The 12,407-nt window shown below is 72.4% G+C and carries 11 protein-coding genes; 6 read left to right on the forward strand and 5 right to left on the reverse strand.

Features of this window, described 5'->3' with window-relative positions:
• Nucleotides 1-48: 48 nt before the first annotated feature.
• Genes NNW99_RS01175 through NNW99_RS01190 form a run of 4 tightly spaced genes read right to left on the reverse strand, consistent with a single transcriptional unit; the run spans nt 49 to nt 4,042 of the window.
• Nucleotides 49-1,077, reverse strand: coding sequence for a biotin-dependent carboxyltransferase family protein (locus NNW99_RS01175; RefSeq protein WP_215116702.1), 1,029 nt, complete (start codon nt 1,075-1,077; stop codon nt 49-51).
• Nucleotides 1,074-1,811 carry an allophanate hydrolase subunit 1 gene (locus NNW99_RS01180; RefSeq protein ID WP_215116703.1) on the reverse strand — a complete coding sequence of 246 codons (738 nt, stop codon included), beginning with the start codon at nt 1,809-1,811 and terminating at the stop codon, nt 1,074-1,076. The genes NNW99_RS01175 and NNW99_RS01180 overlap by 4 nt, the downstream gene beginning before the upstream one ends.
• A gap of 19 nt (nt 1,812-1,830) precedes the next feature.
• Nucleotides 1,831-2,637: a LamB/YcsF family protein gene (locus NNW99_RS01185; RefSeq protein ID WP_215116704.1), complete on the reverse strand. Its 807-nt coding sequence runs from the start codon at nt 2,635-2,637 to the stop codon at nt 1,831-1,833.
• A 28-nt stretch (nt 2,638-2,665) separates the two neighbouring features.
• Nucleotides 2,666-4,042, reverse strand: a complete 1,377-nt coding sequence (locus NNW99_RS01190; protein ID WP_215116705.1) for an MFS transporter — start codon at nt 4,040-4,042, stop codon at nt 2,666-2,668.
• A 434-nt stretch (nt 4,043-4,476) separates the two neighbouring features.
• Here NNW99_RS01190 and NNW99_RS01195 point away from each other — a divergent pair, with 434 nt between their 5' ends.
• Nucleotides 4,477-5,115 carry an RraA family protein gene (locus tag NNW99_RS01195; protein ID WP_215116706.1) on the forward strand — a complete coding sequence of 213 codons (639 nt, stop codon included), beginning with the start codon at nt 4,477-4,479 and terminating at the stop codon, nt 5,113-5,115.
• A complete protein-coding gene (locus NNW99_RS01200; protein WP_215116707.1) occupies nt 5,112-6,179 on the forward strand; it encodes a D-2-hydroxyacid dehydrogenase in 1,068 nt (355 codons plus the stop codon). Before NNW99_RS01195 ends, NNW99_RS01200 begins: the two co-directional genes overlap by 4 nt.
• On the opposite strand, the gene NNW99_RS01205 is transcribed toward NNW99_RS01200, so the two are convergent.
• Nucleotides 6,173-7,087, reverse strand: coding sequence for an alpha/beta hydrolase family protein (locus NNW99_RS01205; RefSeq protein WP_251057667.1), 915 nt, complete (start codon nt 7,085-7,087; stop codon nt 6,173-6,175). The two genes, NNW99_RS01200 and NNW99_RS01205, sit on opposite strands and share 7 nt — an antisense overlap.
• A 425-nt stretch (nt 7,088-7,512) precedes the next feature.
• Between NNW99_RS01205 and NNW99_RS01210 the strand changes: the two genes are divergently transcribed.
• From NNW99_RS01210 to NNW99_RS01225, 4 genes are all read left to right on the forward strand, one after another.
• Nucleotides 7,513-8,628: a hypothetical protein gene (locus tag NNW99_RS01210; protein WP_215116709.1), complete on the forward strand. Its 1,116-nt coding sequence runs from the start codon at nt 7,513-7,515 to the stop codon at nt 8,626-8,628.
• A 94-nt stretch (nt 8,629-8,722) separates the two neighbouring features.
• Nucleotides 8,723-9,253: a (2Fe-2S)-binding protein gene (locus NNW99_RS01215; RefSeq protein WP_215124101.1), complete on the forward strand. Its 531-nt coding sequence runs from the start codon at nt 8,723-8,725 to the stop codon at nt 9,251-9,253.
• The gene (locus tag NNW99_RS01220; RefSeq protein ID WP_215116710.1) at nt 9,250-10,254 is read left to right on the forward strand and encodes a xanthine dehydrogenase family protein subunit M; all 1,005 of its coding nucleotides are present in this window, start codon (nt 9,250-9,252) and stop codon (nt 10,252-10,254) included. Before NNW99_RS01215 ends, NNW99_RS01220 begins: the two co-directional genes overlap by 4 nt.
• Nucleotides 10,251-12,407 (forward strand): xanthine dehydrogenase family protein molybdopterin-binding subunit, encoded by a 2,157-nt coding sequence (locus NNW99_RS01225; protein WP_215116711.1) that lies wholly within the window; start codon nt 10,251-10,253, stop codon nt 12,405-12,407. Before NNW99_RS01220 ends, NNW99_RS01225 begins: the two co-directional genes overlap by 4 nt.

Genomic DNA, 12,407 nt, shown 5'->3' on the forward strand with positions numbered 1-12,407 from the left:
CTCCTCCATCAGCGACATGAGAGTCACCTTGCATATGAGAATAGATTCTCAGATTGTCTGGGGCAAGGGTTCGGGCAAGGGCGTGGGCAGGGGCGGGGTGAAACCGAGCGCGCCGAACGCCTCGGCAGCCGCCCGTCCGAGTGCGCGGACCTCGGACTCGCGGTGGGCGAACCGGCGCAGCGAGGTCTCGCGGTCGATCCAGCGGAACCTGAGTTCCCGCCCCGGCCCGGCCTGCCCGAGCAGCGGCAGGGACGCCCGGGCGGCGACACCGACGATCGGGTAGCCGGCGGTCAGGCTCCGGTAGCGGCCGAGGACGATCAGCTCGTCCGCGTGCGGGATCTGCAGCGCCCCGATGGGCACCCCGTGCGACACGATCTCGGTGTCGGTGTCCGGGTGGAGCACCGGCCCGTCGAGCCTGAGCCCGACATGGTTGGAGCGCGGTGTGACGACGTAGGTCGCCTCCTCGATCACCTCGCGGATCCCCGCGATCGTCCGCATGCCGGGGGTGGGGACGACGTCGACGACCCACGGTCCGTCGTCGAAGCGCGGCACGGGCACGGGAAGCCGGAAGAGCTGCGCCTCGAACGGGCGGTTTCTGAACCCCCGGAACTCCGTCTCCAGCAGGACCCGCGAGCCGGGGGCGAGGGCCTGCCCGAAGCCCATCCGGGCGTCCGGGGCGGCGCTGCCCAGCAGCGTTTCCGTGCTCAGCGTTCCGTTCACCGCCAGATAGGTGCGGGTCCCCCGGCTCATGTCGCCGCGGATCCGCACCTCGTGGCCCGCGGGGACGACCAGCGGCGACCAGCCGTCGGCGGGCGAGCCCCCGACGGTGACCTCGGCGGGTGCGCCGGTCACCGCGAGCAGCACGTCGGCGTCGGGCACGAGGGCCAGTTCGCCGCCCAGGTTCTCCAGCAGGGTCGCGCCGCGTGGGTTGCCCACGAGGAGATTGGCCACGGCCGCCGAGTGCTGGTCGGCCGCTCCCCCGGTGGGAACGCCGCGCTGTTCCGTGCCGCTCCGGCCGAGGTCCTGGAACGTGGTGATCCAGCCGGTGCCGGTGAAGTCGAGCGTCACGGTCGTCATACGGCCACCTCCGTCGGCAGCAGGAAGCCCTCGCCGAGCGCCTCGGCCTCGTCCCGGGTGACGGGGACGAAGCGCACGACGTCGCCGGTGCCGAAGGACACGGGGTCCGGGCGGGAGATGTCGACGATGGTGTGGGGCGTGCGTCCGACCACTCGCCAGCCGGTCGGGCCGGGGAACGGCTGGATGATCGCGTTGGTCCCGGCGATCATGACGGCGCCGGGGGCGACGTCCGTGCGCGGCTCGGCCCGCCGGCGCACCGGCCGGGGCACCTTGAGGCCGTCCATCATCGGGGCCATCGCCGCGCCGAGGAGGCAGATGGTGAAGGTGGAGCGGGCGATCGCCTCGACGACATCGGTGGTGGCGAGGCCGAGTTCCTCGGCGACGGACCCCAGGTCGGGGCCGGTGTCGTCGTCGAAGACCACGGGGATGGCGAACGTCCGCACCTGCCGCGTGCGGGCCGGTCCGTCCGTGGGTGACGGCGCCCACCGCGCCACGAGCCGCGCCGCGTACTCCACGTGCTCGAACGCGGTCAGCAGCGGGTCGAACTCGACGAGCAGGGATTCGAGGCCGGAGACGACATCGAGCACACCGTGCGGGCGGTGCGCCAGGAAGCGGTCGCGGAACGCCACGATCCCGGCCCTGCGGATGGCCTGGTCGGTATGCGGGATGGTCACCATCACCGCCGAGTCGCCGTAGGGCTCGACGGTGAGGTCGCCGTACTGTGCTGTGGTCATCACCTGGTGCGCCCCGCCCTCAGCCGGCGAGCGCGACCTCCGCCTTCTGCGCCAGGACCTCGCGCAGGCCGCCGACCTGGATGCCCGCCTTGTCGAGCGCGGCACGCAGCGCGGTGCCGTTCGCGAGGACGGTCGGGTGGTCGCCGTGCAGCAGCAGGACGTCGGCGTCATGGCCGAGCGGGACCACGTTGCCGTTGACCGAGCGCACCGTCCCCTCCCGCACGACCTGGGCCGAACGCTCGCCGATCAGCTCCGGGTCGTAGATGAGTCCGCCCTCGTGGGAGCGGGGCACGGGCATGCCGTCGTCGCCGTAGCCTCGGTCGGCGAGGAAGACGTAGCCGACCTCCAGGCCGCGCTTGCGTGACTCCTCCGCGAGCAGGCCGCGCTGGCAGATGACGATGTAGTCGGTGTTGTACGCGGCGATCGCGTCGGTGATGGCGCGGGCGTGCTTGGCGTCGGTCTGCGCGATCGAGCCCATGCGGCCGTGCGGGGCGACATGGCTGATGGTGCCGCCGTGCACCCGGGCGAAGGCGTCCAGGGCGCCGAGCTGGTAGAGGACGTCGGTGCGGATCTCCTCCTCGGTCGCCTCGATGAGCCGGCGGCCGAAGCCGACCAGGTCGGGGTAGCCGGGGTGGGCGCCCAGTTCGATGCCGCGCGCGACACAGTCGGAAACCGTCCGGTCCATGATGCGCGGGTCACCGGCGTGGAAGCCGCAGGCGATGTTCGACGAGGTGACCAGGCCCAGCAGGGCCTCGTCGTCGCCGATCGTGTAGTTGCCGAAGCTCTCGCCGAGGTCGGCGACGACGGCTACGGAGTTGATTCCCATGGTGTCTCTCCTCGTGGGGGGGGATGGTTCAGCGGGCCGCGAGGGGCCGGCCCTTGGTCTCGCGCACGAAGGCGATCGCGACCAGGGTGATCAGGGCGGTGATGATGGAGGCGAACGCCGGGACGAGGTTGGAGCCGGTCGACTCGATCAGCTCGGTCATCACCAGCGGGGCGCTGCCGCCGAAGATGATCGTGGAGAGGCTGAAGCCGATGCTGTAGGCGGAGTAGCGCACGGTCGTCGGGAACATCTCGGCGAGCACGGTGTGCACGACGGCGGCGTGCCCGGAGAAGGCGATCGCGAGGACGATCGTGCCGACGCAGGCGAGCCCGAACTCGCCGGTGGTGATGAGCCGGAACATCGGGTACGAGACGGCGGCCATGGCGACGGCCGAGCCCGCGAGCACGGGCTTGCGGCCGATCCGGTCCGACAGGCGGGCCATGAGCGGGATACAGACGACGATGGCAACCAGGCTGACCGCGGTGACCGTGAGCGCCCGCAGCATCGAGAAGTTGTGCTCGCCGAGCGAGGTCTTCAAGTAGGTCGGCATGTAGACGAAGAGCAGGTAGTAGCCGGGGCCGTTGAGGGCGGGCAGGAAGATCGTGAGGACGATCGCCTTCAGATGGCGCCGGTTGGTGAAGGCCTCCCTGAGCGGGTTACGCGCGACGGTGTTCTGCTCGCGCAGCGCCGTGAAGTGCGGGGTCTCCTCCAGCCGGCGGCGGATGTAGAAGCCGACGTAGCCGAGCGGGACGGCGAGCAGGAACGGCACCCGCCACGCCCAGGAGGTCATGGAGTCGTCGCCGAGGGTCGTGATGAGGACGGCGGAGAAGGCGCTGCCGAACATCAGGGCGACGAACGAGCCGACGGCGATGAAGCTCATCATGTAGTTGCGGCGGGCGTCCGGGGCGTACTCGCCGACGAAGGACATGGCGCCGGCCACCTCGCCGCCGGCGGAGAAGCCCTGCAGCACGCGCAGCAGCACCAGCAGGACGGGCGCGGCCACGCCTATGACGGCGTGGGAGGGGATGAGGCCGATGGCCGCGGTGGCCGCGGAGATCAGTACCAGGAGGGCAGCGAGCAGGCTCTTGCGCCCGAGCCGGTCGCCGAGGTAGCCGCAGATCACGCTGCCGAAGGGGCGGGCGACGAAGCTGACGAGGAAGCCGACGTTGGTGAGGAAGAGGCCTCCGGCCTCGGCCTCTCCCATGATGTTGATCGCGAGATAGGTGACGAGCAGGCCGTAGATGCCGTAGTCGTACCACTCGACGAAGGAGCCGATCGAGCCCGCGACGGTGGCCTTGCGGACGACCTTGCGGTTGGCGGAGACGACGTCGACCGCTGCCGCGCCGGGCGCATCGGACGATGCCTCGTCACGGTCTGAGGGGATGTCGAGCCGATCTGACGTAGTCATACGCGTTCACTTTCGGTGTCGCGGACTCCGGGGACGGTGTCCTGAGGATCGTGCGCCGAGCGGAGTGAGGGCCGGTGATCGCTCATGCGCCGAGGTGCGCCCACGAAAGGTGGGGGCCAGGAGGGGAAAGCGGTGACAGTGCCTCAGGGGCGGGTGACCACGGCACTGTTCGAAGGCGGCCCGCGCCCGAGGGGGCGGGCGGAAACGTCACGGTGGAAGACCGCGGAACAGCGCCGGAGCCGAGTTGCGACTGGAATCGCGAATGAGAATAGGTTCGCATTCTCGGGTGGTCAAGGATGCGTTCACCCTCTGGTCAAACTCGCGCTCCCGCCCCGGTCGCGCCCGTCGGGCACCCCTTGTGCCGCACGTCCGATGGATGCACACTGACTGACGCGAAACGCGAAAGGTTTCGCATTTTCTGGAAGGATTCTGCGATGACCCAGGACAACGTGCGCGTCAACACGGCGTGGGAACGCGTCGACGAGCAGGTGCTCAAGCGGTTCCGCGCCCACTCCGTGGCCAACCTCGGCGACGCCCTCGACCGGCTGAACATCGTCGACGGAGGCATCGCCCCCATCTGGAACGGCGCCGCGGCCGTCGGCACGGCGCTCCCGGTCCTCACCGTCGCGGGCGACAACAAGGCCGTGATCGAGGCGCTCGAGCACATCCGCCCCGGCGACGTCCTCGTCATCAACGCCTTCGGCTACGACGGCCGCGCGATCATCGGTGACAACCTCGCCCAGCGGTTCGCCGTGCACGGTGCGGCCGGCGCGGTCGTCGACGGCTATGTCCGCGACGCCGCGATCATCGAACGGCTCGGCGTCCCGGTCTTCGCGCGGGGTCTGACTCCGGCCGGGCCCTTCAAGAACGGCCCGGGCACGATCGGCGAGGCCGTCGCCATCGGCGGTGTCGTGGTGAACCCGGGCGACATCGTCGCCGCCGACGGGGACGGCGTCATCGTCATCCCGCCGCACCGCGCCGAGGAGGCGCTCCGGGCCGTGGAGGAGATCGTCGCCCGCGAGGCCGCGCTCGACGCCGAGGTCGAGGCGCTGCGCGCCCAGGCCGTGCGGTGACCGGCCGGGACCGGGTGCCGGGCCGCCTGCGCGTCGCCGTCGCCGCCCCGCTGTCCGAGGAGAACGCCGCGCTCGTCCGGCGGCTGGAGCCGCGGATCGACCTCGTCGTCGACCACGCCCTGCTGCCCCCGATGCGCTGGCCCGCCGACTTCGCGGGCGATCCGGACTGGCGGCGCGGCCCCGAGCGGCAGCGTGCCTACGAGGCCGCGATCGACTCGGCCGACGCCCTGTACGGGATCCCCGATGTGGACCCGGCCGCCCTGGCCCGTGCCGTCCGGGCCAATCCGCGGCTGCGCTGGGTGCACACCATGGCCGCGGGCGGAGGCGGCCAGGTCAGGGCCGCCGGGCTGAACGCCGAGGAGCTCGGCCGGGTCCTGTTCACCACCTCGGCCGGGGTGCACGGGCGTCCGCTCGCCGAGTTCGCCGTCTTCGGTGTGCTCGCGGGAGCCAAGGATCTGCCCCGCCTCAACCGCCAGCAGCGCGACCGTGAGTGGAGCGGCCGCTGGACGATGGGGCAGGTGAGCCGGCAGACCGTGCTGGTGCTCGGGCTGGGCGGGATCGGCCGGGCGGTGGCCACGGCACTGCATGCCCTGGGCGCGACGGTCATCGGCACGAGCAGAAGGGACGTCACCGTCCCGGGTGTCTCGACCGTGGTGCATCCCGACCGCATCACCGAGGTGGCTCCCACCGTGGACGCCGTCGTCAACACGCTCCCCGGAACCGAGGCGACCGAACACCTCCTCGGCAAGCGGTTCTTCGACGCCCTGCGGCCCGGGGCCACGCTGGTCAACGTCGGTCGGGGCTCTGTCGTGGACGAGGCGGCCCTCGCCGACGCCCTCGACTCCGGCCGGGTCGGCTTCGCCGCGCTGGACGTCTTCGAGACGGAGCCGCTGCCGGACGGCAGTCCGCTCTGGCACCACGACCGGGTGCTGGTGAGCCCGCACACCGCCGCGCTCGACTCCTCGGAGGACCGCCTCATCGCCGAACTCTTCGCCGCCAACGCCACCCGGCTCCTCGACGGACAGGAGCTGGTCAACCGGGTGAACACCGTCGAGTTCTACTGAGCCACACCCTGGCTGCGGCTCAGCAGCATCGGCAGGGTGCGGTCCAGCTCCCGCCACCAGTACGGCGGCGAGTGGGTACCGGCGTAGAAGTGCGTGCTCACCTGGACACCGGCCCTCCTGAGACGGGTGGCGACGGCACGCGACTCCTCCCCCATCAGGGTCTCCGTCGGCGAGATCACGTCCTCCGGGAACGGACGGTCCGGGTCCTCCAGACCGGGGACGTGCGGATCGGGTTCGGTGCCCGGCGGGTCGAGCTTTCCTGCCCGGCCGTCGCCGCTGGACAGATGGACGCGGGTGCCCCGCAGACGTTCGGCCAGATGGTAGGGGTCGTGCGCCTGCCAGATCGCGCGCTGGGCCACGGGATCGCCCCACAACGCCAGCCAGTCGAGACCCAGATAGGTCATGCCCGCCCGTACGGCGTGCGGATGCTGCAGCGGGTGCACGAATCCGCTGTAACTGGCCACGGCACGGAAGAGCCCCGGGTGCCGAGCCGCGTAGGAGAGTGCGCCGAAACCGCCCTGGGACTCCCCTGCCGCCACCCGCCGGGTGCCCGCGCCGTAGTCGCGCTCCAGCAGGGGCAGCACCTCGCGCAGATGGAAACTCTCGACGGCGGGCGGTCCGCCACGGCCGTGATTCCACCAGTCGCTGTAGAAGCCGTACAGCGGCATCTCGGGCATGACGACGAGGGTGCCGCGCAACTCCGGCTTCTTCTGGACCTCGTACTCCCTGGTCCAGGCCTCGTGGTCGCCGTCTCCTCCGATGAACAGATACAGCACCGGCCATCGGTCGTCCCGGCCGCGCCGCTCCCAGCCGTCCGGGGTCAGCAGCCGGACGCGCGCGTCGCGGCCGAGGGCGGCCGAGCGCACGGTGAGGTCGACGATCCGCCTCTCCGTCCGCTGCTCGTCCACGACCCGTGCACCCTCACGAGCACGACCATGGGCTGCGGCCCGCTGCGCCCCGGGCACCAGAAGACCTGCCGCGCTCACCAGCGCCAGGAACCGTCGACGGTCAGCCATCACGTCTCGCACGATACGAGCCCCGGACACCCCTCACCCGGGCGACACGACAGCGCCGGTGCAGCGAACAGGACCCGCCCCGATGCGGATGGTGGGCGGGTCCTGCTCGTGGGGTCCATTGTCGGGAGCGCGGGTCGGCTGGGCCATGAGTGTGAACCGTCGGTGTGCGCGCGGCGCGCACACCCCGTGCGCACGGGCGCACCTCACATGGCAGCGCACATCGGGGGTACGCCCATAGGTGTGACCCCGGGTTATCCCGGTCGGCCTGCGGTGACGATACTGGCAGGCACACCCGCTCCCAGCTCACAGATGGACCCATGCCTCTCTCCTCCACCGTCCGCCCGCAGACGCCCGCCACGGTGTGGCTGGCGCGCGGCCGTCATGCCTCCGGTGCCGCGGAAGACGTTCTCCGGTGCTCGCTCCAGCAGCGCAAGGACAGTCGGGACATCGACGACTTTCTGGAATTGCCCGAGGCCGAGGCCGGCCCGTCGGAGCGGGTCTTCGAAGCCCGCTGGCAGGTCGGTGACGGGGTGACCGTGCGGGCCCGGCTGAGTGTGACGCCCGGCCCGGACGGCGAGGGGCAGGAGTGGATCCTGGTCGCGGAGGCCGAGGAGCCATGGAGCGACGACTGGCCGTCGCCGACCGGTTTGATGTGGCCGAAGGAGCCGGACGCCGCCTGGGACCGGGACGGCGCGGATCTGTCCCTGCGGGAGATCAATCCGCTCCCCCAGGACGACAAGGAGACCAAGCGCCTGCTCCGGAACGCGGTGCGCGGCGGCTGGCACATCCATGTGGTCGTCCACGAGGCGATGACCACGGACGAGAAGGGCCGCATGCCGATCGCGCGGTGGCTGCCGCCGGGCCTGCGGCCCCGGGTGGTGGAGCACCGCGCCCTCCCGCAGCAGTCGCGCGGGCTCAACTGGGCCCTGCGGGACTCCGGCGTGCAGGTGGCGCGCGGCGGCGCCGTCGTGCTGCCGGGCACCCCGGCACCGGAGGGGTACGACGCCGAGGACTTCTCGATCCGCGCGGTCTTCCTCGACGGCTCGGAGCCGGCCGACCTCGTCCACGCGGTGAAGCGGTTCGGCGCGCTGCCGCGGCCCCTGCCCGACGGCGCCGAGAACGCCCTCAAGGCGCTGCGGGAGGACTGGCACCTGCTGAATCTCCAGGAGGAGCTGGACCGCCAGCGCGGTCTGGTGGCCATGTACGCCGACGCGCTGGAGGCCATGACGAAGTCCCGCGACCTGTACCGGGAGGCGGCCGAGCGCGCCCACGAGGCCCTGACCGCCTACCAGGAGTCCGACGGGACCGCGCCCGCGCGGCAGCAGCCCTCCGGTGCTCCCGTCGGGTCCCCGCTCCAGCAGCTCACACGGACGTTCGAACGCTTCAAGGGCAAATCCCAGCGCCCCGTGGCCCCCTCCCGGGACGAGCACTAGGAAGCCTTCCTCGCGGGGCGCACGTGTCAGTCGTGGCCAGGTGGATACGCGGTCCGTACGGCAGTACGGCCCGCCCGGGAAGGTCCTCCACGCCATGGGCAACGACCAGTACCACTCGGAGACGACTCTCCGCGTCAACGGCAAGCCCCACACCCTCACCGTCGACCACCGGCGGGTCCTGCTGGACCTCCTGCGGGAGGATCTCGACCTCACCGGCGCCAAGAAGGGCTGCGACCACGGCCAGTGCGGCGCCTGCACGGTCCTGGTGGACGGGCGGCGCGTCAACAGCTGTCTGCTGTTCGCGATCGCCCTCGACGGCTGCGAGGTCACCACGATCGAGGGCCTGTCCGGCGACGGTGAGGAGCCGCACCCGCTGCAACAGGCCTTCCTGGAGCGTGACGCCTTCCAGTGCGGCTACTGCACCCCGGGCCAGATCTGCTCCGCGGCCGGTGTGCTCGCCGAGGCGGCGGCCGGTCATCCCTCGCACGTCACCGACCCGGCGACGCCCTCCGGTGAGCCGGTGCCGCTGAGCCGGGAGGAGATCCGGGAGCGGCTGAGCGGCAATCTGTGCCGGTGCGGCGCGTACCCACGGATCGCCGAGGCGGTGGAGGACGTGGTCCCGTGAAGGAGTTCGCCTACGTCCGTGCCGCGAGCGTGGAGGAGGCGACCTCCGCGTACGCCTCCCACGCCGGCGCCCGCTATCTCGGCGGCGGCACCAACCTCGTCGATCTGATGAAGCTCGGCGTCGAGCGGCCCGCCACCCTCATCGACATCACCCGGCTGCCCCTGGACGCGGTGGAGGAGCTGCCCGACGGCGCGCTGCGGATCGGGGCGCTGGTCCGCAACAGCGACCTCGCGGCCCACCCCCTCGTACGCGACCGGTACCCGGCGCTGTCGCAGGCGGTGCTCGCGGGTGCCTCGGGACAGTTGCGCAACGCGGCGACGACCGGCGGAAACCTGCTCCAGCGCACCCGGTGCCCGTACTTCCAGGATGTGTCGAAGCCGTGCAACAAGCGTGAGCCGGGCAGCGGCTGCGGCGCGCGGGACGGCGTCCACCGCGATCACGCGGTGCTCGGTCACTCCGCGCACTGCGTCGCCACCCATCCCTCGGACATGGCGGTGGCGCTGGCCGCTCTGGACGGGCGTGTCGAACTGTCCGGGCCGGACGGTGCCCGGAGTGTCGCGGCGGCGGACTTCCACCGGCTGCCCGGGGACCGGCCCGAGCAGGACACCGAGATCCGGCCCGGCGAACTGATCACCGGCGTGGTGCTGCCCGCTGTCACGGCCGGGCTGCCGTCGGCGTACCGCAAGGCCCGTGACCGTGCCTCGTACGCCTTCGCGCTCGCGTCCGTCGCGGTGGTGCTGCGGGTGTCGGACGGTGTGGTCGTTCATGCCGGGCTCGCCTTCGGGGCGCTGGCGCACCGGCCCTGGCGGGCCCGGCGGGCGGAGGAGGCGCTGCTGGGCGCGGCTCCGACCACCGCCGCGTTCGAACACGCCGTCGACCTCGAACTGTCCGCCGCGCGGCCGCTGCGGGACAACGCGTTCAAAGTGCCGCTGGCCCGCAATCTCGCCGTGGACGTGCTGTCCCGGCTCGCGGAACCGGCGCTCACGCGGAGGACTCCATGACCGGCAGCGTGGGTGCTCCCGCCGAGCGCCGGGAGGGACGGGAGAAGGTCAGCGGCACCGCCCGCTACGCCGCCGAGTACCCCTCCCCCGGCCGGGCCCAGGCCTGGCCCGTGCCGGCGACCGTCGCCCGGGGGCGGGTGACCGGCGTCGACACGGAGGCGGCCCTCGCCGTGCCGGGTGTCCTCGCCGTGCTCACCCACGAGAACGCGCCGCGGCTCGCCGAGCCGGACGATCCGACGCTGGCCGTGCTCCAGGACGCCCGGGTTCCGCACCGGGGCTGGTTCGTGGCCCTGGTGGTGGCCGAGACCTTGGAGGCGGCCCGGGCCGGTGCCGCCGCGGTCCGGGTCGCCTACGACGCCGAAGAGCACGACGTGACCCTCACCGCCTCGCACCCGGGCGTGTACGTGCCCGAGGAGGCCAATGGCGGTCATCCCGCCGTCCGTGAACACGGCGACCCCGACGGAGCCTTCGGGTCCTCCGCCGTCCAGGTGGACGTCGCGTACCGGGTTCCGCCGCTGCACAACCACCCGATGGAACCGCACGCCAGCACCGCCCGCTGGGACGACGGGCGGCTGACCGTGCACACCTCCAGTCAGGGCGCCGGTGCCGTACGGGGCGTGCTCGCCGGGTTGTTCGGCGTTCCGAAGGACCGGGTCGTCGTCACCGCCGAGCATGTCGGCGGCGGCTTCGGGTCCAAGGGCACGCCCCGGCCCGACGTGGTGCTCGCGGCGCTGGCGGCACGGCAGACCGGGCGGGCGGTCACCGTGGCCCTCCCCCGCCGGTATCTGCCCGCCGTCGTCGGGCACCGCGCTCCCACCCTGCACCGGCTGCGCCTCGGTGCCGACACGGACGGCCGCCTCACGTCCCTGGTGCACGAGGTCACCACCCACACCTCGCGCATCAAGGAGTTCGTGGAGCAGGCGGCCGTGCCCGCGCGCGTGATGTACGCGACGCCCCACAGCCGTACGGTGCACCGGGTCGCCGCCCTGGACGTGCCCTCGCCTTCGTGGATGCGGGCGCCGGGCGAGGCTCCGGGGATGTACGCGCTGGAGTCCGCCATGGACGAACTCGCCGAAGAGCTGGGCATGGACCCGGTCGAGCTGCGGATCCGCAACGAGCCGGACGTCGAACCCGACAGCGGCAAGCCGTTCAGCAGCCGGCACCTGGTCGAGTGTCTGCGCGAGGGTGCCCGGCGCTTCGGATGGGCGGGGCGCGATCCACGCACGGGCTCCAGTGGGGAAGGGCCCCTGCTGCTGGGGACGGGCGTGGCGGCCGCGACGTATCCCGTCATGGTGTGGCCCGCCGCGGCGACGGCCCGCGCGCTGCCCGACGGGACGTTCCTGGTGCGGATCAACGCCACCGACATCGGTACGGGGGCCCGGACCGTGCTCGCGCAGATCGGCGCCGACGCCCTCGGGGTGCCGCTGGAGCGGGTGCGCACGGAGGTCGGCAGCAGTGAGCTTCCGTCGGCGCCGCTGGCGGGCGGCTCGTCCGGCACGGCCTCCTGGGGCTGGGCGGTCCACGAGGCCTGTTCGCTGCTGGCGCGGCGGCTGGCCGAGCACGCGGGGCCGCTGCCCGGGCAGGGTCTCGACGTCCGTGCGGACACCGGGGGCGTGGCGGAAGCGGAGAGCGCCTGGGCCCGGCACGCCTTCGGGGCGCACTTCGCCGAGGTCGCGGTGGACACGGTCACCGGCGAGGTCCGGGTCGGCCGGCTGCTCGGGGTGTACGCCGCCGGGCGCATCCTCAACGCCCGCACGGCACGCTCCCAGTTCGTCGGCGGCATGACGATGGGGCTGGGCATGGCGCTGACCGAGGGCAGCACGATGGACGCCGCGTTCGGGGACTTCACCGAGTCGGACCTGGCGTCGTACCACGTGCCCGTGCACGCCGACATCGGCGAGATCGAGGCGCACTGGCTCGACGAGGACGATGCCCGTCTCAACCCGATGGGCAGCAAGGGCATCGGGGAGATCGGCATCGTCGGGACGGCCGCGGCGATCGGCAACGCCGTGCACCACGCCACCGGCGTCCGTTTCCGGGAACTCCCGCTCACGCCGGACCGGGTGCTGGCCGGGCTGCTCGAGCGCCGGGGGACGAACGACGACCGGACCGGACCCGCGGCGAGCGGATCCGGTCCGGTACGGCGGTCGTAG

Origin of the sequence: Streptomyces sp. CRCS-T-1 (assembly GCF_024442335.1) — a bacterium.
In the GTDB taxonomy this organism is placed as follows: domain Bacteria; phylum Actinomycetota; class Actinomycetes; order Streptomycetales; family Streptomycetaceae; genus Streptomyces; species Streptomyces koelreuteriae.